Below are 20,030 nucleotides of genomic sequence, written 5' to 3'. Positions count from 1 at the left end.
CGTCGTCCGCGGCTTTTTTGATCGGCGCGCGCCGTCACTGCGGCTTGTGCTGTTCGAGTTCTGTGCTCAGTTGCAGATATTTGAGCTTGGCCGCCGGATCGCCCTGCGCGGCCGCCGCCGCGTAATACGCACGCGCGACATTCAGATTGCGCTCGACGCCATCGCCGCCGCGCTCGTAGAACGAGCCCGCGACGTATTGCGCCGTCATGTCGCCGCCTTCCGCCGCTTTCTTGTACCAGGTGAACGCCTGCGTGTTGTCGCGCGCGGTCCCGCGACCGTCGAGGAACTGATTGGCGAGCGCGAGTTCGGCCTGGACGTGCCCCTGATTCGCCGCTCGCAGGAACCAGCGATGCGCCTCCGCCGGGTCTTTCTCGACGAACTGCCCGTCGTCGTACATCTTGCCGTACACGTATTGCGCGTGGGTCATGTTGGCGTCAGCGGCGCGACGCAGCCATTTCTTGCCCTCCGCCACGTCGGCCGGGCCGCCTTCGCCGTTAAGCAACATCATCGCGTAGTTGAATTCGGCGAGGCGGCTGCCGTTGCGCGCCGCGCGCCGAAACTCAGATCGCGCCGCGGTGAAATTCCCGGCGTTGTAATCGGCGACGGCATTCTGCGTCGCGATATCGGTCGGCTTGGGCGCGTTGTCGGCGTGCGCCGCGCCGATCGATATCGAAAGACTCACCGCGACGACCACCGACGCCAAGGCGGTTTTCATGATCTCGCCTCCTGCAACGCCTGACGCGTCGCCTTCAACAACCACATCACATCCGCGCCGATCGCGACGAGCTTGATGCCCGCCTGCGCATATTGCTTCGCGCTCGCGGCATCGAGCGCGAAGATGCCGCTCGCGATGCCCGCGCGATTCGCTGCATCGACGATTTTCGTGATTGCCGCCTGCACGTCCGGATGCTTGCCATCGCCGAGATGTCCGAGGCTCGCCGCCAGATCCGCGGGCCCGATGAACAGGCAATCGATGCCCGGCGTCGCGGCGATTTCGTCGACGGCTTCGAGAGCCGCGACCGATTCGATCTGCACGATCGTCGCGATCTGCGCATTCGCGCTCGCCATATAGTCGCGACGCATGCCGTATGCCGCCGCGCGCACCGCGCCCGCGACGCCGCGCAGCCCGTGCAGCGCCGCTTCGGTCGGATATTGCGTGAGCCTCACGATGCGCGCCGCCTCCTCCGCCGACTGCACGTTCGGAAACATCAGCGTGCGCGCGCCCGCGTCGAGCGCGCGCTTGACGAGCCAGCCTTCGTTGGCAGGCACGCGCACGATCGGCTCGCTCGGCAGATGGGCGGCGGCGATCGCGCGCAACTGAGCGACGACATCGGCGCTATCGTTCGGCGAGTGCTCCATGTCGATGCACAGCCAGTCGAAGCCCGCATGCGCGAGCGCTTCGGCGGCATCGGCGCTGCCTAGCGACAGCCACAGGCCGAATAACGTGCCTGGCTCGGAAAAGCGCTGCTTGAGGGGATTGGTGAAGGTGCTCATCGCGCGGCTCCTTCGGCGAATCGAAGGGAGTCCGCGTACGGCCGCGGCGATGAAAACGACGGAAGAAGGGACGGCATGCGTGCGCTCCGTGTCTCGTCGCCTCGGAGGGTGGGCGACTCATCGGACGATCATACCGTGACAAAAGCGCGCGCGCCGGAGGCGCCTCCGGCGGCTCGCACGCGGAGAATCAGCCGCGCTCGACGTCGGCCCAGCAGTTCGGCGTTTCGTAGAGACGCACGCGCTTCAGCTTGAGGTTGATGCCGTAATGGGCATCGTAGACGTCCGCGAGAATGTCGAACGCGACGGCCGCCAGATTCTCGACGGTCGGAATGCGGTCCAGCACGACGGTCTTGTGATCCGACAGCATTTGCAGGAATTCACGCACCTTGACATCGCCCTCGTAGACGATGAACGCGTGATCCCACTTGTTGACGAGATGTTCCATCGCCAGCGCTTTCACGTCGGCGAAGTCCATCACCATGCCGCGGTCGGGGGCGCCTTCCACGTCGACGAGATCGCCTTGCAGCGTGATCTCGAGCACATAGCGATGCCCGTGCAGATTACGGCACTGGCTGCGGTGATCGGGGATGCGGTGGCCCGCGTCGAATTCGAGTTTTCGGGTAATCGTCTGCACGTCGGCTGACCGTTTCTATTCAGGGGATGTTCAGGTATTTGTGCGTCTGCATCGACAGGCGCCATTTCGGATGCCGCTTGCACCAGTCGATCGCCAGCTTGGTGTTGATCTCGCGCGACGGACCGTCCATCGGTTGCACGAGGAAGTACTCGAAGTCGAGCTTCTCGTATTCCGCAAGACGCTGGTTGTCCTGCGGCACCACGACCTTCAGCTCGTTGCCTTTCGTGACGACGAGCGGCGCGTCGGCTTTCGGGCTCACGCAAATCCAGTCGATGCTCTCGAGCACCGGCAGCGAGCCGTTCGTCTCGATCGCCATTTCGAAGCCGGCTTCATGCAGCGCATCGACGAAAGGCTGATCGATCTGGAGCATCGGCTCGCCCCCCGTGCACACGACGAACCTGTGTGCCGCGCCTTCGGGCCACAGCGATGCGATCTTCGCGACGAGCTCCGCCGGCGTCTTGTACTTGCCGCCGTTCTCGCCATCGGTGCCGACGAAATCGGTGTCGCAAAACTGGCAGACGGCGTCCGCGCGATCTTCCTCGCGCCCCGACCACAAGTTGCAGCCCGCGAAACGGCAAAACACGGCCGGGCGCCCGGCATTGGCGCCTTCGCCCTGCAACGTGTAGAAGATTTCCTTTACCGAATACGTCATGACTGCTGTGTCTACCTTGTAAAACGCGTCGTAAAAATCAAACCGGCGCGGTGGTCACCTGTTCGCCCGCGCGATACGCTTCGTAGCCGCGCTTGCGCAGCTTGCAGGCCGGGCATTGACCGCATCCGAAGCCCCATTCGTGCAGTTCCGCGCGCTCGCCGACATAACAGGTGTGCGTCTCGATGCGGACCAATTCGACGAGCGATTCGCCGCCGAGCGTTTCCGCGAGCCGCCATGTGTCGGCCTTGTCGAGCCACATCAGCGGCGTTTCCAGCGCGTAGCGCGTTTCCATGCCGAGATTGAGCGCGACCTGCAGCGCTTTCATCGTGTCGTCGCGGCAATCCGGATAACCGGAGAAATCCGTCTCGCACATGCCGCCGACCAGCACCTTCAATCCGCGCCGATACGCCACGGCTGCGGCAATCGTCATGAACAGCAGATTGCGGCCCGGCACGAACGTGTTCGGCAGCCCGCTCGCGCTCGCCTGGATCTCGATCTCGCGCGTCATGGCGGTATCGCTGATCGCGCCGAGAACGGACAAATCGATCATGTGATCTTCGCCCAGTCGCTCGGCCCACTGCGGAAACTCGCGCACGAGCGCCGCGCGAAACCCGTCGCGGCATTCGAGTTCGACGCGATGGCGTTGTCCGTAATCGAAACCGAGCGTCTCCACCGTCTTGTAACGTTCGAGCGCCCAGGCGAGGCAAGTAGCCGAGTCCTGGCCGCCGGAGAACAGCACGAGCGCGCTGTCTTTAGCGTCTATCCGAGTCACCGTGAAAGCTCCGTACTCCGTGAATGTGATGGCGTCGCACGCCGCACAGGCAGTCGGGGTGACCGGACTTCGCGACGAGCGGCGCGGGCGGAACGCCCGCGAGTCCAGTATAGGCCGGCGGCCTTCGCCCGGACGCGCTCGTCCTTTATGCCGCCGATAGCGGAATCCGGGACGGATGATCGAGCGCCGGGTGAATGTTCCGGCGCGTCGCACGAGCGATTCGGAGCGCCGAAAAGAAAAGGACTTGCGGGTCCGAGGACGAGGCAAGTCCTTAATTCGGCGCGAATTTTAGCACGTAGCACAGTTGTTCGCCGAGCTACGTGCAATCCGTCCGGCGTCTTGCCGGGTCCGTCTCCGGCGGCCTCGCGCATACGGCAATTTTTGCCATCATCAGAATAAATAAATCGGCACTTTTGCCAATCGTTCTAAACCCGCCAGCAGCTACGCCGATATACATGTAACAAATCGACCCGATTCGGTTACAGAAATGCGTAATTTTTGCCTTTCAAGCTAATCGGGTGTTATTGGATTCGGATCGTACGATCGTCATTAATTCGTAGTTCGAAATTATTTCCGATTTCCCCTTCCGCAGGGTCACGCGGAACCGCTGGTCCGTTTCCGATCCGTCCCGCGCTCGCGGCGCTCCGGAAAATACACCGACCTCGCCGACGCACAACCTTTCTATTAGTAGTACAGACAATGAAAAAGAACATTCAGACCAACTTTCGCGCCATCCGCGTTGCTGACATCCTGTCCGCGCCCAAGGCAAGCGTTATCGCCGCCACGGTCGCGGTCAGCCTCTTGATCGCCGCGTGCGGGGGCGGCGGGAACGACGCCCTCGACACGGCGTCGACCGCAGCCGCGGCAAGCCGCAAGACAGTGGCGGCGGCCGCGACGTCCGCCAGCGTTTTCTACGGCGCGAACGGCCACAACAACGAAGGCGGCGCCTACGACATCTCCAGTCCCGCGCTGCAACTCTCGCAGTTGCAGGATCTCGGCGTGAAGCTGTATCGAAACGAGGTATACAGCCAAGGGTCCGCGAACAAGCTCGCAGGCATTGCGAAGACGATGGCGGCAGGCGGCGTCACCGTGTATCCGGTGATGCTGATGAGCATCGACTTCAGCAGCGAAACCGATGCCTATAACGCCGGCTATCAGCTCGGCGTCTGGACGGCCACGGCCTACAAGTACCCGTACTACGAAGTATCGAACGAACTCGACACGCTCACTATCTACAACAACGTGGACGGCGTCTATCCGCAGCAATTCGACAACGCCAAGTTCCAGATCGCGCGCGGCGTGATTCGCGGAATGATCGCCGGCGTGAAGTCGGTCGATACGAACGGCAAGATCGTCATGGGCGGTGGAACATGGATGCATTACGCCCTGGACCAGATGCTCGCGAACGGCACACAACCCGACGGCACGACGGGACATCCGGTCGTGAACTGGGACATCACCGCGTGGCACTGGTACTCGGACATGGGCGACATCACGAACGCGTGCGGCGGAACGGGTTGCCATGACGTGCTCGCGACCTTGCAGCAAATGGGCAAGCCGATCTGGATCAACGAATTCGGCGTGCGTCCGTGGATGGGCACGGACCAGCAGATCGCAGCCTACCTCGTCGGCAACAAGATGATGTCGGAGTTTGTCGCGGTGGCATCGAAGTACAACATCCAGGCGATCCAGACGTACGAACTCTATGACGATCCCAATGGCGGCGAAGGCGCCTACGGTCTCCTGAAGAACGACGGCAAGACGCAGAAGGCTGCTTACACCGCGTTCAAGAACTTCGTCGCGTCCAACCCGAAGTGAGCATCGAATAGCTGACGAAGAACGCGCGGCCCGCTTGCACGAACTGCGCGTTTTCGAAGGCGGAAAATGAAAAAGCCCGAGAGCGATAACACTCTCGGGCTTCTTGCATTCTGGTGGCCTGGGGCGGAATCGAACCACCGACACGCGGATTTTCAATCCGCTGCTCTACCAACTGAGCTACCGGGCCAACGAAGAGGTGAAACTATAGCAGAGACTATCGCGCCCCTCAAGCCCCTTCGCGCATTTTTCTGAAATTGTTCGCGAAGAGGCTCATAGCAGGCTCAGACCTCGTTCTTGTTCTTCCCGAGATCCACACCCAGTTGCTTCAACTTGCGATACAGATGCGTGCGCTCTAGCCCCGTCTTTTCCGCGACGCGCGTCATGCTGCCGTTCTCGCGCGCGAGGTGATACTCGAAGTACGCGCGCTCGAAGGCATCGCGGGCATCGCGCAACGGGATATCGAACGAGATGGATGCCGTCTGCCCCACCTGATTTTGCATCGCGCCGCTCGCCGCCACTTCGCTCGATGCATTGAGCGCCGATGCCGTCGGCAGCGCAGCCGCGACAGGCACGCCCGATGCGCTCACGCTCGATGGCGGCTTCGCCACCGTCGTGGCAGGCGCCGCCGCCGTGCCGTGTGCAAGCCCCTGCTCGACGGCCTTCAGCAGCTTTTGCAGCGCGATCGGCTTTTCGAGAAAGTTGAGCGCGCCGATCTTCGTCGCCTCGACGGCCGTGTCGATGGTCGCGTGCCCCGACATCATGATCACCGGCATCGTGAGCTTGCCCTGCGCGGCCCACTCCTTGAGCAGAGTCACGCCGTCGGTATCGGGCATCCAGATGTCGAGCAAAACGAGATCGGGCGTCTGCTGCAGACGGTAGTCGCGCGCGTGCTGCGCGTTTTCCGCCACATCCACCACATGACCTTCGTCGCTCAGGATCTCGGAGAGCAGTTCCCGGATCCCCATTTCATCGTCTACCACCAGGATGGTTGCCATTTACGCTGCCCTTGTCTGCACTGTTGCTTTTGTCGTTCCCTGATTCGCTGACGCACCCGCCCCCGCCGGCGTCGCGCCGGGCGCTGCGGTATCGTCCGCGAGTTGTAGAAACAGAATCGATATCTGCGCGCCTTCGATCACATCCGCGGTCTTCGAGCGGTTGCGTATGTCGATGCGCGCGCCGTGCTCGTCGACGATCTTCTTCACCGTTGCAAGTCCCAGGCCCGTGCCTTTCGCCTTGGTCGTCACGTAAGGCTCGAAAGCACGCGAAAGGATACGCGCCGGAAAGCCCGAGCCGTTATCCGACACGGTCAGTCGGACCGCGACACGCGCATGACCGGATGCGTCGGGCTCGCCATATTCTACTGTCCTCGTTTCGAGCAGCACGCGTGGCTCCGCGACTTCGGCCACCGCGTCCTGCGCATTCTGCAGCAGGTTGTGGATGACCTGACGGATCTGCGTCGCATCGCCGCGAATCACCGGCAATTTCGCGAGGTCGACCTTGATCGGCGTCTTGCCGTCTTCGATGCCGTAAAGCGTCAGCACTTCCGCGACGAGATCGTTCAGTTGCAGATTGCCGAGCACCGCGGGCGGCGTGCGCGCGTACTCGCGGAAGTCGTCGACCATCTGCTTCATCGCCTGCACCTGATTGACGATGGTCGTCGAAGCGCGCTTCAACACGTCGGCATCCGGCGGCGCGAGTTTATCGGCGAGCTTCATCTGCATGCGTTCGGCGGAGAGCTGGATCGGCGTGAGCGGATTCTTGATCTCGTGCGCGAGACGCCGCGCGACTTCGCCCCACGCAACCGAGCGCTGCGCGGAGATCACATCGGAGATGTCGTCGAACACGACCACGTAGCCGGTCGTTTCCGCATCCTCGGCGTCGCTCTCGGTCACGCTCAACAACTGCGTGCCACGCACGAGCAGCGTCAGCGGCTCGCTCTCGCCCGGCACCGTCACGGCGACCTGCTGCTGCCAGTGACCGCGATCGCCGACCGGATGATCGCTGCCGACCGCGGCCGCATCGCGCTCCGCGAAAGCCTTCTTCACCATCGCGCCGAACTCGGCGAGGACATCGATTCGATCGAGCGGCTGATTGATCAACGCGGCGAACGGCTGACGGAAGATGCGCTCGGCGCCGCGATTCGCGGTGGAGAGACGGAACTGCCGGTCGAACACGAACACGCCTGCCGTCAGGTTCGCGAGAATGCTCTCCAGATACGCCTTCGAATGCTCCAGCGCGATGCGATTGTTCTCGACCGCCGCGCGCGCCTCAGAAAGCTGGCGCGTCATCGCGTTGAAGGACTGCGTGAGAAAGCCCAACTCGTCGCGCGAATTGATCTCGCGTTTGGGCGTGTAGTCGCCCTCGGCCACTTCCTTCGTGCCTTGCGCGAGCAGAAACAACGGCCGCGCGAGCTGATTGCCGAGCGCGAGCGCGAGCATCATCGCGATGAAGGTCGCGAGAAAGAGCGCGAGCGTGAGCGTGCCGATATACATCTTGCGCAAGCCCGTGCGCCCGAGCCGCTTCTCCTGATACTCGCGATATGCGCGCTGCACGGCATCGGCGTTGCGCGCGAGCTCCTGACTGACCGGCTGCTCGATCTGCAGGAAACGGTCGACGTGCTGGAATTCCGTGGTCGTCGTCGGATCGGGGATCTTGGTGAGCACGCGTAATCGCAGCGCGCCCTTCGGTCCGTTCGATTTCGGATCGCCGTCGATCTCGCCTTCGATCGCGCCGTACGGATGATCCTGCGCCTCCCTCAGCATCGCGCCGGTCGGCTCGTTGGCCGGCAGCAACGCGTAGTAATTGCCCGACGCCTGCGCGACGGTGCGAAGTCCCGGCACGCGCAGCGAGTTGTTGCCCGATGCGAGATCCTCGCGGTTGTACTGATCGCGCGGCCGCTCGAACACGACCGCATCCTGCACGCCGTATTGATCGCGCAGGCGCAGGAGCGACAACGTGAGACTCGACGGATCGGCGCTCGCGAGCTGATCGCTCATCTGCCGGCCGCGGTTCTTGAAATCCGTGAGCGAAGTCTGGAGCATGCCGCGTCCGAGCGTCAGGCCCGAGGTGAGCGCGGTCTCGACGTTCACATCGAACCAAGACTCGATGCTGCGCGACACGAACTGATACGACACCACGTAGATGATCGCGCCCGGCACCACGCCGACCAGTGCGAAGATGAGCGCGAGCTTCGCGAGCAGGCGTGTGCCGAAGCGCCCTTGCCTCACCCTCGACACGATGATGATGAACAGGCTGATGACGATCAGCATGAAAACGATCGCCACCGCGACGTTCGCCGCATAGAGCCAGCCGTAATAGCGGTCGAAATACTCGGTGTTCGCGCTGGCGAGCGCGAGCATCACGAGCAGCAGAACCGCCGTGAGGGCTACCGTGGAGACCAGCAAGCGGACGACGAAACTCTTCATGTCCGTGCGGCCGCGTCGAAATCTATTTCGCACGTTCTGCCGCCGTAAAAGTAAAACGCTTCCAGTCCGAGGAAAGGTTCCAGTCGCGATTGTTCACCGCGTCGATCTGGAACGGCTTGGGCATCAACGCGATATCGAGCTGCATGCGCACCGATGCCGTATAGGTTTCGCCGCCGTGCACCTGGTTGCGATCGATGACATGCCACGAAGTCACATGCTTGATGACCGCGAGCGCTTCGTTCAGCGATGCGAAGCGCAACTGCAGGCCGCCCGTCGACACGCGATATTCGTTCGTGAGCGGCTGGTAGGAGAGACGGATGCTCTGTGACACGTTGACCGGCTCTTCATCGAACCAATACCAGCGCGGCCGCGACAAATTGAAATCGATCGTGAAATAGAGCGGCACGCTGCGGTTCACGGCATCTTCGAGGCTGTTGTTCAGGTCGAAGTCGAAATGCGCGTCGAGACTCCAGCCGGTGTTGTCCGCTTGCAGCGACGCACGCTGCACGGCGATCGTCTCGGCAAACGCGGGGTCGGCCGCGGCGAACGTCAGCCAGAGCGTCAGCGCAGTCCAGATGACGGCCGCGAGCCGAAGCGGAAAGAAGCGTTTGATCGTCACCGTTTCTGAAAGCGCGCGTAGAAGAATCCGTCGTGGTCCGCGAGAGTCTCCGCGTCCCGATGCGGGTTCGCGAGATTTGTACCGTCCGGTGAATCTTGCGCCGCGCCCGTGCTTGCGCGCGCCGCTGTCGGCAACAATTGCCCCGGCGCGTCCAATCGTACCGCATCTTCATGTGCGGCTCCAAACCAGCGGGCCTGCTCTTCGCCCTCCTCGGGAAAGATGGAACATGTCACGTAGAGCAGTTCGCCGCCCTTCGCGACGAGCGGCCACAGCGCGCTCGCGATGCGCCGCTGCTCCGCGACGAGCGCATCGATATCCGATGCGCGCCGCAGCCAGCGAATATCCGGATGCCGCCGCACGATGCCCGACGCCGAGCACGGCACGTCCGCGAGAATGCGATCGAACGGCGCGCCGTCGAACCATTGCCCGGGCTCGCCCGCGTCGCCCACTTTGACTTGCGCTTCGAGTTTCAGCCGCTGCAAATTCTGTCCGATGCGGCCCGACCGCTCGGCGTCGCTTTCGAGCGCGATCAGATCGACGTTCGCGAGTTCGAGGATATGGCCCGTCTTGCCGCCCGGCGCGGCGCAGGCGTCCAGCACGCGCATGCCGTCTCGCACGTCGAGCCATTGCGCGGCGAGCTGCGCGCCTGCGTCCTGCACCGACACGACGCCCTCGTCGAAGCCCGGAATGCGATCGACGGGCATCGGCGTTTTCAGGCGCACCGCGTGAAGGCCTGCCGCTTCGGCTTCGATATGCGCGTCTTCGAGACGCGCGAGGTATTCATCGACGCTCGCATGGCGCACGTTCACGCGCAACGTGAGCGGGCCTTGTGCATTGCCCGCTTCGAGAATGCGCTCCCATGCATCGGGCTGGCCGCGTTTCACGGCGTCGATCCACCATTGCGGATAGTTCCAGCGCGCGACGGGATCTTTACGTGCTTCCGCGATGAGCGTATCGCGCTCGCGCAGGAAGTTGCGCAGCACCGCGTTCACCAGCCCCTTCGCGAACGCGAACTCGCGGCGCGCGGCAATCGCGTTCACGGCCTGATCGACCACGGTGAAGGGCGCGTAAGCGGCGTGCGCTTCGTCGTCGGTCAGCAGCGTGAACGCGCAGACGAGCATGTTCGCCACGTGCGGCGGCGGCGCCTTTTTCACGAGCTTGTGCAGCAGCGCATCGGCGAGCGCGAGACGACGCATCGCACGATACGCGATGTCCTGCACCGCGCCGCGCGCCGCCCCGTGCTTCGCCGACGCGATGACCGTCTGCAATGCCGCCGGCAGCGCCGAACCCGCGCGCACCGCGCCCACGGCCTGCGCGGCGCAATCGAGCGCGAAGGCGAGCGAATCGGGCGCGAGGTGCAGCGCGCTCAAACGGGAATGCACGGCGGCGGGCCGGCGGGAAGGCTTGTCGGTCATGGCGAAACGGGAACGGTCGGGCGGCAAGCGGCGCGCTTGCGTGAACGGGGATTGTAACGTGCGGGGATCGAGCGCCCGGACGGGCGGCGAATGCATAAGAAAAAGGCCGTTCCGGTTCTTTCCGGAACGGCCTTCGTGACGATGTTGCCGGCTTCAGAAGCGGCCCGTGCGCGCCATCTCCATCAAGCGCGCGACGCGCTCCTCGGTCGCCGGGTGAGTCGAGAACAGATTCGCGATGCCGCCCCCGGACAGCGGATTCATGATCATCATCTGCGCGGTCGCCGGATGCGCTTCCGCCGTCGGGAACGGCACGCCGGTCGCGTACGCGTGGATCTTCTCGAGCGCGCTCGCGAGCGCTTGCGGATCGCCGGAAATCTCCGCGCCGCCGCGGTCGGCCTCGAACTCGCGCGCCCGGGAAATGGCCATCTGGATCAGCGCGCCCGCGATCGGCGCGAGAATCGCCACCAGAATGCTCGCGATCGGATTGGCCGGGCGGCCTTCGTCGTCGCGCCCGCCGAAGAACATCGCGAAGTTCGCGAGCGCGGAGATCGCGCCGGCCATCGTCGCGGAGATCGTCGAGATCAGGATGTCGCGGTGCTTCACGTGCGCCAGTTCGTGCGCCATCACGCCGCGCATTTCGCGCTCGGACAGCACACGGAGAATGCCCGTGGTTGCCGCGACCGCCGCGTGCTCCGGATTGCGTCCCGTGGCGAACGCATTCGGCGCGTCTTCGTTGATCAGATAGACGCGCGGCATCGGCAATTGAGCGCGCGTGGCGAGCTCGCGCACCATGCGATAAAACTGCGGCGCGGTCGTTTCGTCGACTTCCTGCGCGTTGTACATGCGCAGGACCATCTTGTCCGAAAACCAGTACGAAAAGAAATTCATGCCGAGCGCGACGATCAGCGCGAGCATCATGCCCTTCGATCCGCCGATCATTCCGCCGATCACGACAAAGAGGGCCGTGATCGCAGCCATCAGCATCGCGGTTTTGACCCAGTTGAACATGTCCGGAGCTCCTCTCCTCAAATGCAGTGCGCGAAGCGCGCGGTTGCCCCGGCCGACATGGCCGGAACGATGATTGTAAGCAAAATGTTAGATAGGGGCATCCGTCAATAATTCAATCCGCGGTTGCGCGATTTATCGATGCGTCGTCGCGAGCTTGATGCCGAGTCCGACGAACGCACTGCCGACGCCGCGATCGAGCCATTTCTTCACGCCCGACTTGCCCGCGAAGCGCTCCGTGACGCTGCCCGCGATCCACGCGACAAAGCTGTTCCAGACCGTGCTCATCGCGATGAACACGACGCCGAGCGCGAGGAACGCGAGCGTTTTGTGCTGGCTGTCGACGGCGACGAACTGCGGAAAGAACGACACGAAGAACAACACGACCTTCGGATTCAGCACGTTGGTGACGAAGCCTTGCGCGAAAAGCTGGCCCAGCGATTTCGGCGCGGCTTTTTCGGCGGCGTTCGCCTGACGCGCGCCCGCGGCGTCGTCGTGCTTCGCGAAAATGAGGCGCACGCCGAGATAAATCAGATAAATCGCGCCGGCAATCTTGATGACGGTGAACGCCGTCGCCGATGCCGCGAGAATCGCCGTCAGGCCGAACGCGCACGCGAGCGTATGGATGATGCAGCCCGCGGAAATACCGAGCGCCGACACGATGCCCGCGCCGCGTCCTTGCGCGACGCTGCGCCCGACGATGTAAGCCGTATCGGGGCCGGGCGTGACGTTGAGAAGAAAAACGGCGATGAGAAAGAAGGTGAAACCGGTAATGCCGAGCATCGGAAACTCCAGACAGACAGGCGCGTGCCAACAGCGAATTATTTTAGCGCCGCGCCCGGTCCGGCGTCCCTTACGGCAGCGTGAAACGCTGGCCTTTCGCGAGCGGCGCGCCCGCGAGAAATTCGCGCACCGGCAGACGTTTGCCGCCCGGCTTTTGCAACTGCGTGAGCTTCAGCGCACCGCTGCCGCAGATCACCACGATTCCGTCCGGCGACACATCGGCGATGGCGCCTGGCTCGGCCTTCGACGAGACATCGACCGGCTGCGCGGACCAGATCTTGATCGCGGCGTTGTCGAGCGTGCCGAACGTGCCGGGAAACGGATCGAACGCGCGGATCTGACGCGCGAGCTCTTGCGCCGGACGATGCCAGTCGAGCGCGGCTTCGTGCTTCGCGATCTTCTCTGCGTAGGTCGTGCCTTCGTCCGGCTGCGGCGTGGAACGCAGCGCGCCGTCGCGTTCGAGATCGCGCAATCCGGCGACGATCAATTCCGCGCCCATCTGCGCGAGCCGGTCGTGCAGCGTCGCGGTCGTGTCGTCGACGAGAATCGGCGTGCGCGCTTCGCGGATCATTGCGCCGGTATCGAGACCGGCGTCCATCTGCATCAGCGTGATGCCGGTTTCGGCGTCGCCCGCTTCGATCGCGCGATGAATCGGCGCGGCGCCACGCCAGCGCGGCAACAACGATGCGTGAATATTGATCGCGCCGCGCGGCGGGATATCGAGCACTTCCTGCGGCAGGATCAGCCCGTAGGCGGCAACGACCATCACGTCGTGCGGCGTCGCGCGCAGCAGGTCGATCGCCGCCGCCGCTTCCTCCGGATACTTGCCCGCGCGGCGCAGCGACGTGGGCTGCGCGACGGTCAGGCCATGCTCGAAAGCGAAGCGCTTGACCGGACTTGCGGTCAACTTCATGCCACGCCCGGCAGGCCGGTCGGGCTGCGTCAGGACGAGCGGCACCGAAAATCCCGCCGCGTGAATGGCCGCGAGCGCGGCGGCAGCGAATTCCGGCGTACCGGCAAAAACGACACGCAGCGATTGAGTCATTGGTTACAACGCCTTTTCCAGCTTTTTCATCTTGCCGCGAATGCGCGTCTGCTTGAGCTGCGACAGATATTCGACGAACACGTGGCCCGCCAGATGATCCATCTCGTGCTGGATGCAGACGGCGAGCAGGCCGTCGCAATCCAGTTCGAAAGTTTCGCCCTTCTCGTTCAGCGCCTTCACGCGCACCTTGTCGGGACGCTCGACGAAATCGTAAATGCCAGGCACCGAAAGGCAACCCTCTTCCCATTCCTTCTTGTGGTCGCTCGTCCAGACGAGTTCCGGGTTGATGAAGACCATCAACTGGTCATGCGAATCCGAGACGTCGATCACGATCACGCGCTCATGCACGTCCACCTGCGTCGCGGCGAGGCCGACGCCGGGCGCGGCGTACATTGTTTCGGCCATGTCGGCGACGAGTTTTCGGATGCGGTCGTCGACCACGGCGACGGGCTTGGCCACCTTGTTCAGCCGCTTGTCCGGGTAGTTGAGTATCTTGAGCAGAGCCATGATTCGGATTGTCTACGCGCGCCGGGACGCGTGTAAATCGGCCATTCGGCCAGGTTGCGGGTAATGGGGCGGCATGCCGAAGATATGCGGGTGAATCCACGGGATTCAACGCCGCCGGCAAGCGGCCGATGGACGTCGCATCGGGCGTTGCAGCGCGCCTGAGCGACCTTTCTTTATCTGTTCCGGATCAAAAATCTTAACATGACGACCGCCGACCTGCCGACCGAGGAAGCCGCCTCCACACACGATGCCGAAGAACTGCGCGCCTGGCTGCGCCTCGCGCACGCGAAGGGGTTGCGGCCGCTCGCGCTGCGCACGTTGCTCGGCGCTTTCGGCGGCCCGCTCGAAGTGCTTTCGGAGAGCTTTGCGTCGCTCGCCGAAGCGGCCGGCGCGCGCGCCGCCGAAGCCGTGCTCGCGCCGCCGGAAGAAATCGAAGGCGTTGCGTTCGACCACTATATTGAAACGGCTCTGACGTGGGCGTCCGAGCCGGGCAACCACGTGCTGACGCTCGCGGACGCAACCTATCCGCAGGCACTGCTCACGATGCCCGACCCGCCGCCGCTGCTCTATGCGAAAGGCCGGCTCGATCTGCTTCAGGCGCGCGCGGTGGCCATCGTCGGCAGCCGGCATGCCACGCCGCAAGGCCTGGAGGATGCGCGCCGCTTCGCTCGCGTGCTGTCGGATGCGGGGCTCGCGGTCATATCGGGGCTCGCGCTCGGCATCGACGCATCCGCGCATCGCGGGGCGCTGGAGGGCGCCACGGGTACGATTTCGGTGATCGGCACCGGCGCCGATCTCGTCTATCCCGCCGCGCATCACACACTCGCCCATGAAATCGCCCGCGACGGCGCGATTCTCTCCGAATGGCCCCTCGGCACGCCGGCGCGCTCCGCCAACTTTCCGCAGCGGAACCGGCTGATCGCGGGATTGTCGGGCGGCGTGCTGATCGTCGAGGCCGCGATGCGCTCCGGCTCGCTCATCACCGCGCGCCTCGCCAACGAAATGGGGCGCGATGTTTTCGCGATGCCCGGCTCGGTCCATGCGCCGCTCTCGCAGGGCTGCCACCGGTTGATCAAGCAGGGCGCGAAGCTGGTCGAAACCCCGGAAGAAGTGCTGGAGGAGTTCGGCTTTTCGCCATCCAACGTGAGCGCGGCGGCGGCGAAACGCGGACAGCCGCGTCCGTTGAGCGCATCGTGGGCATCGGCAAAATTGCAGGATATCCCGATCAGCGAAGACGCCAGCCGCGTGCTCGGCGCGCTCGGCCACGCACCCGCGACGCTTGAAATCCTCGCCACGCGCACCGATCTGGACGGCGCGGCGCTCCAGAGTGCGCTCCTGCAACTCGAACTGTCGGGCCGGGTGGCCGCGCTTGCTGGCGGACGCTTCACGGTGGTGGAGCGCTGCTGAGCGCGCGTCGTGCTACATTCGCGGAAAAATGAGCCGTCCCCGCAGTCGATACCAATAAAGGATTTCGCACCCGCCATGTCCGCGCTGAATCTCGATACCGATGCCGATCGCATCGCGGAGCGCATCGCCGTGCCCGGCACGCTGTTCGTCGCCTGCCTGTGCGCGGAATGGTGCGGGACCTGTCGCGAATATCGCGAAGGGTTCGACAAGCTCGCGGATGCCCATCCGGACGTCTGCTTCGCGTGGATCGATATCGAGAATCACGCCGACCGTTTCGACGATCTCGACGTGGAAAACTTTCCTACCATCCTGATCGAGGACTCGGTCACGACGCGATTCTTCGGCACGGTGCTGCCGCAAGCGTCAATCGTCGACCGGATGCTCACCGATCTGACCGCGCTGCCGGGCATGGTCGGTGCGCCGAAATTGCGCCCGGCGCTTGCCACGGCCTGATTGCGACGCACGCGAAACGCACGTTTCGCGCCCCTCGCAACACGCTTCGCGCGCCGGGTATCGAACTGCCTGGATTCGCGCTTCGACGCCCGCCGCGCAAAGCGTGTGCTATAAAGCGGACGTTAAAGCGGTCCAAACCGGGCCGCTGCCAGTTACCAACCCTTTTGAGTCATGTCCAAAGCCCTGATCATCGCTGAGAAGCCTTCCGTCGCGAACGACATCGCTCGTGCGCTCGGCGGCTTCACCAAGCATGACGAGTACTACGAGAGCGACGACTACGTGCTCTCGTCCGCGGTCGGCCACCTGCTCGAGATCGCGGCGCCCGAGGAGTACGACGTCAAGCGCGGCAAATGGAGTTTCGCCAATCTGCCGGTGATTCCGCCGCATTTCGACTTGAATCCGATCGCGAAGAGCGAGTCGCGCCTCAAGGTGCTGACGAAGCTGATGAAGCGCAAGGATATCGACCGCCTCATCAACGCATGCGACGCGGGGCGCGAGGGCGAGCTGATCTTCCGCCTGATCGCACAGCACGCGAAGGCGAAGCAGCCGGTCCAGCGCCTCTGGCTGCAATCGATGACGCCCGCCGCCATTCGCGAAGGCTTCGCGAACCTGCGCAGCGACGCCGACATGCAGCCGCTCGCCGACGCCGCGCGCTGCCGCTCGGAAGCGGACTGGCTCGTCGGCATCAACGGCACGCGCGCGATGACCGCGTTCAACAGCAAGGGCGGTGGCTTTTTCCTTACCACCGTCGGCCGCGTTCAGACGCCAACGTTGTCGATCGTCGTCGAACGTGAAGAGAAAATCCGCCGGTTCGTGCCGCGCGACTATTGGGAAGTGCGCGCCGAGTTCATCGCCGCGAAGGGCCTGTACGAAGGCCGCTGGTTCGACCCGAAGTTCAAGCGCGTCGAAAACGATCCCGAGCAGCGCGATTCCCGCCTGTGGAGTCTAGCGGCGGCGGAAACGGTCGTCGCGGCGTGCCGCGGCAAGACCGGCACCGTGACGGAAGAATCGAAGCCGTCGACACAAATGTCGCCGCTGCTGTTCGACCTGACCAGCCTGCAGCGCGAAGCCAACGGCCGCTTCGGCTTTTCGGCGAAGAACACGCTCGGCCTGGCCCAGGCGCTGTACGAAAAGCACAAGGTCCTGACCTATCCGCGTACCGATTCGCGCGCGCTGCCCGAGGACTACATGAGCACGGTCAAGGAAACGATGACCATGCTCAAGGAAAGCAACAACTATCTGCCGTTCGCGAAGCAGGTGCTCGACAAGGGCTGGGTGAAGCCGAACAAGCGCATCTTCGACAATTCGAAGATCAGCGATCACTTCGCCATCATCCCGACGCTGCAGGCGCCGAAGTCGCTGTCCGAGCCCGAGCAGAAGCTCTACGACCTCGTCGTGAAGCGCTTCCTGTCTGTGTTCTTCCCGGCGGCCGAATATCTCGTGACGACGCGCATCACCGAGGTCTCCGGGCATCACTTCAAGACGGAAGGCAAGGTGCTCGTCGAGCCGGGCTGGCTGCAGGTCTACGGCCGTGAAGCCGCGGGCGAAGAGGGCAATCTCGTGCCCGTGCAGAAGAACGAAAAGGTCGATGTCGAGAAGGTCGAGGCGCACGGCCTCGTGACCAAGCCGCCGGCGCGCTACAACGAAGCGTCGCTGCTCTCGGCGATGGAAGGCGCAGGCAAGCTGGTCGAAGACGAAGAGTTGCGCGACGCGATGGCCGCGAAGGGCCTCGGCACGCCGGCAACGCGCGCGGCGATCATCGAAGGCCTGCTCGGCGAGAAGTACATGGTGCGCGAAGGCCGCGAGCTGATTCCGACGGCCAAGGCGTTCCAGTTGATGACCTTGCTGCGCGGCCTGGGCGTCGAGGAACTGACCGCGCCTGAACTGACGGGGCAGTGGGAGCACAAGCTCTCGCAAATGGAGCGCGGCAACCTGCATCGCGATGCCTTCATGCAGGAAATCGCCCGCATGACGCAGACCATCGTCAAACGCGCGAAGGAATACGACTCCGACACGATCCCCGGCGATTACGCGACGCTCGAAACGCCGTGTCCGAACTGCGGCGCGCAGGTGAAGGAAAACTACCGCCGGTTCGCGTGCACGAAGTGCGAGTTTTCGATCTCGAAGATTCCGGGCGGGCGTCAGTTCGAGATTCCCGAAGTCGAGGAATTGCTGCGCGAGAAAACCATCGGGCCGCTGTCGGGCTTCCGCAGCAAGATGGGCCGTCCGTTCTCCGCGATTCTCAAGCTCGCGCTCGACGACGAGATCAAGAACTACAAGCTTGAGTTCGACTTCGGCCAGGACGCCGGCGGCGAAGACGGCGAACCACCCGACTTCTCCGAGCAGAAACCGGTTGGCGCATGTCCGAAGTGTCAGTCGCGCGTGTTCGAGCACGGCATGAGCTATGTGTGCGAGAACTCGGTATCGAATCCGAAGACGTGCGACTTCCGTTCGGGCAAGGTGATTCTCCAGCAGGAAATCGCGCGCGAACAAATGGAGAAACTGCTGGGCGAAGGCCGCACCGATCTGCTGACGAACTTCAAGTCGTCGCGTACCGGGCGCAACTTCAAGGCATTCCTCGTGAGGCAGCCGGACGGCAAGATCGGCTTCGAGTTCGAGAAGAAGGAAGGCAAGCCGGCGGCGAAGACAGCGGCGAAACGCGGCGCGACTGCGGAAGCGCAGGCCGACAGCGGAGACGACAACGGCGACAGCGATATCGCCGTGGCCGCCAAGACCGCGTCCGCGAAAACCGCCGCGAAGAAAGCGCCCGCGAAAAAGGCGGCCGCAAAGAAAACGGCGGCGAAGAAGGCAGGCTAACCGCGCTTGTTACCGTCGAAGAAAAAACCCCCGCGAATCGCTTCTCGGGGGTTTTTCATTTGCGCTTTGCGCGAGCCCTTCAAAACGGCGATGCCGCCGGCTGGCGAACTCGCGTTCGCGAAGGTTTCGACAGCTTCGGCGCCAGTTCGCCATCGATCGGGCGCGAGCGCGGCGCGGGCGTGGCCGCTTCATCGGCGTGCTCGTAGTGCGGATGCGCGCCCGGCCTGCCTCGGCCGTCGCGAATCCATTGCTCGCCGAGCTGATGATTCGGCGTCTGGCTGAAATGCTCGACGAGGTGATCGATGAACGTACGCACCTTCGCCGGCAAATGACGGCGGCTCGGATACGCGACGTTGATCTCGACCTGCGGCAACTGATAATCGCCGAGCAGGCGCACGAGCTGGCCGCGCGTCGTGTCGTTGCCGATCAGATAGCTCGGCAGGATCGCGATGCCCATGCCGAGCAGCGCGAACTGCCGCAGCATCTCGGTGTTGTTCGCGATGATCACGTTCTGCGGCCGCACGCGCACTTCGCCTTCCGGACCGGTGAACACACGTTCGTCGCCCCAGTATTCGGACGGCAGGCTCAGGCACGGATGCTCGAGCAAATGCTCGGGGCGCGTCGGCGTGCCATGCTTTTCGAGATACGCGGGCGTCGCGCAGACGGTCATGCAACCCGTCGTCAGGCGTCGCGTGACGACGCTTGCACTCTTCACCTGCCGCGCGATGACGATGCCGACGTCGAAACCTTCCTCGACCAGATCGACCTGACGATCCACCAGGGTCACATCGGGCACGACTTTCGGATAGCGCTGCGCGTACGTCTGCAACACCGGTGCAAGATTGTGCAGACCGAACACCACCGGCGCGACGATCCTGAGCGAACCGAGCGGTTCGTGATTGCGCGCCACCACCATTTGTTCGACGTCTTCCAGTTCGTCGAGGATTTGCCGCGCCCGCTCCAGATAGACCTGGCCGGACTCGGTGAGCGAAAGGCTGCGCGTCGTGCGATTGAGCAAGCGCGTGCCGAGGCGGCCTTCGAGGTCCGCTACGTGGCGCGTAGCCACCGCATTGGAGATGTCCATCGCGCTCGCGGCCCGGGCGAAACTTCCGAGATCCGCGACGCGGACGAATACTCTCATCGACTGCAAATGATCCATAAGACAACTCCTGCCGCTAGACGGC

Annotated in this window: 18 protein-coding genes and 1 tRNA gene; 4 read left to right on the top strand and 15 right to left on the bottom strand. The window is 63.7% G+C overall.

Going from position 1 to position 20,030, the window contains the following annotated elements; all coding sequences use genetic code 11:
• Positions 1 to 34 precede the first annotated feature (34 nt).
• From U4Y90_RS08380 to queC, 5 genes are all read right to left on the bottom strand, one after another.
• On the bottom strand, positions 35 to 715 hold the full coding sequence (locus U4Y90_RS08380) for a tetratricopeptide repeat protein (protein WP_321794111.1): 681 nt from the start codon (positions 713 to 715) through the stop codon (positions 35 to 37).
• Complete coding sequence (locus U4Y90_RS08375; protein ID WP_321794110.1) at positions 712 to 1,494, bottom strand: HpcH/HpaI aldolase family protein; 783 nt, start codon at positions 1,492 to 1,494, stop codon at positions 712 to 714. The genes U4Y90_RS08380 and U4Y90_RS08375 overlap by 4 nt, the downstream gene beginning before the upstream one ends.
• Before the next feature lie 187 nt (positions 1,495 to 1,681).
• Positions 1,682 to 2,128, bottom strand: a complete 447-nt coding sequence (gene queD, locus U4Y90_RS08370) for a 6-carboxytetrahydropterin synthase QueD (protein ID WP_321794109.1) — start codon at positions 2,126 to 2,128, stop codon at positions 1,682 to 1,684.
• Between the two features lie 19 nt (positions 2,129 to 2,147).
• On the bottom strand, positions 2,148 to 2,780 hold the full coding sequence (gene queE, locus U4Y90_RS08365) for a 7-carboxy-7-deazaguanine synthase (protein WP_321794108.1): 633 nt from the start codon (positions 2,778 to 2,780) through the stop codon (positions 2,148 to 2,150).
• Positions 2,781 to 2,817: 37 nt separating this feature from the next.
• Complete coding sequence (queC, locus tag U4Y90_RS08360; protein ID WP_321794107.1) at positions 2,818 to 3,552, bottom strand: 7-cyano-7-deazaguanine synthase QueC; 735 nt, start codon at positions 3,550 to 3,552, stop codon at positions 2,818 to 2,820.
• Positions 3,553 to 4,251: 699 nt separating this feature from the next.
• Here queC and U4Y90_RS08355 point away from each other — a divergent pair.
• The gene (locus U4Y90_RS08355) at positions 4,252 to 5,370 is read left to right on the top strand and encodes a lipopolysaccharide biosynthesis protein (protein ID WP_321794106.1); all 1,119 of its coding nucleotides are present in this window, start codon (positions 4,252 to 4,254) and stop codon (positions 5,368 to 5,370) included.
• A gap of 111 nt (positions 5,371 to 5,481) precedes the next feature.
• Here U4Y90_RS08355 and U4Y90_RS08350 read toward each other — a convergent pair.
• The 9 genes from U4Y90_RS08350 to def form a co-directional block, all read right to left on the bottom strand.
• Positions 5,482 to 5,557 (bottom strand) — tRNA-Phe (locus U4Y90_RS08350).
• A gap of 94 nt (positions 5,558 to 5,651) precedes the next feature.
• Positions 5,652 to 6,365 (bottom strand): response regulator transcription factor EsaR, encoded by a 714-nt coding sequence (gene esaR / locus U4Y90_RS08345; RefSeq protein WP_321794105.1) that lies wholly within the window; start codon positions 6,363 to 6,365, stop codon positions 5,652 to 5,654.
• Positions 6,366 to 8,795, bottom strand: a complete 2,430-nt coding sequence (locus tag U4Y90_RS08340; protein ID WP_321794104.1) for a PAS domain-containing sensor histidine kinase — start codon at positions 8,793 to 8,795, stop codon at positions 6,366 to 6,368.
• 22 nt (positions 8,796 to 8,817) lie between these two features.
• A complete protein-coding gene (locus U4Y90_RS08335; protein WP_321794103.1) occupies positions 8,818 to 9,414 on the bottom strand; it encodes a DUF4390 domain-containing protein in 597 nt (198 codons plus the stop codon).
• On the bottom strand, positions 9,411 to 10,829 hold the full coding sequence (gene rsmB, locus U4Y90_RS08330; RefSeq protein WP_321794102.1) for a 16S rRNA (cytosine(967)-C(5))-methyltransferase RsmB: 1,419 nt from the start codon (positions 10,827 to 10,829) through the stop codon (positions 9,411 to 9,413). Before rsmB ends, U4Y90_RS08335 begins: the two co-directional genes overlap by 4 nt.
• A gap of 153 nt (positions 10,830 to 10,982) precedes the next feature.
• Positions 10,983 to 11,837 (bottom strand): zinc metalloprotease HtpX, encoded by an 855-nt coding sequence (gene htpX, locus U4Y90_RS08325; RefSeq protein ID WP_087123244.1) that lies wholly within the window; start codon positions 11,835 to 11,837, stop codon positions 10,983 to 10,985.
• A 132-nt stretch (positions 11,838 to 11,969) separates the two neighbouring features.
• Positions 11,970 to 12,617, bottom strand: coding sequence for a LysE family translocator (locus tag U4Y90_RS08320; protein WP_321794101.1), 648 nt, complete (start codon positions 12,615 to 12,617; stop codon positions 11,970 to 11,972).
• A 70-nt stretch (positions 12,618 to 12,687) separates the two neighbouring features.
• Complete coding sequence (gene fmt, locus U4Y90_RS08315) at positions 12,688 to 13,662, bottom strand: methionyl-tRNA formyltransferase (protein ID WP_321794100.1); 975 nt, start codon at positions 13,660 to 13,662, stop codon at positions 12,688 to 12,690.
• Positions 13,663 to 13,665: 3 nt separating this feature from the next.
• Positions 13,666 to 14,169, bottom strand: a complete 504-nt coding sequence (gene def, locus U4Y90_RS08310; protein ID WP_321794099.1) for a peptide deformylase — start codon at positions 14,167 to 14,169, stop codon at positions 13,666 to 13,668.
• 201 nt (positions 14,170 to 14,370) lie between these two features.
• Here def and dprA point away from each other — a divergent pair, with 201 nt between their 5' ends.
• From dprA to U4Y90_RS08295, 3 genes are all read left to right on the top strand, one after another.
• Positions 14,371 to 15,576 carry a DNA-processing protein DprA gene (gene dprA, locus U4Y90_RS08305; protein ID WP_321794098.1) on the top strand — a complete coding sequence of 402 codons (1,206 nt, stop codon included), beginning with the start codon at positions 14,371 to 14,373 and terminating at the stop codon, positions 15,574 to 15,576.
• A 75-nt stretch (positions 15,577 to 15,651) separates the two neighbouring features.
• Positions 15,652 to 16,029 carry a thioredoxin family protein gene (locus tag U4Y90_RS08300; protein ID WP_321794097.1) on the top strand — a complete coding sequence of 126 codons (378 nt, stop codon included), beginning with the start codon at positions 15,652 to 15,654 and terminating at the stop codon, positions 16,027 to 16,029.
• 171 nt (positions 16,030 to 16,200) lie between these two features.
• A complete protein-coding gene (locus tag U4Y90_RS08295) occupies positions 16,201 to 18,846 on the top strand; it encodes a DNA topoisomerase III (RefSeq protein ID WP_321794096.1) in 2,646 nt (881 codons plus the stop codon).
• 79 nt (positions 18,847 to 18,925) lie between these two features.
• Here U4Y90_RS08295 and U4Y90_RS08290 read toward each other — a convergent pair whose 3' ends face one another.
• Positions 18,926 to 20,005, bottom strand: coding sequence for a LysR family transcriptional regulator (locus U4Y90_RS08290; RefSeq protein WP_321794095.1), 1,080 nt, complete (start codon positions 20,003 to 20,005; stop codon positions 18,926 to 18,928).
• Between the last annotated feature and the right edge of the window lie 25 nt (positions 20,006 to 20,030).

It is taken from the genome of Caballeronia sp. J97, assembly GCF_905220305.1.
Taxonomy (GTDB): domain Bacteria; phylum Pseudomonadota; class Gammaproteobacteria; order Burkholderiales; family Burkholderiaceae; genus Caballeronia.
The sequence above is the reverse complement of the archived record's forward strand: the minus strand, read 5'-3'. Positions and strand labels throughout refer to the sequence as shown.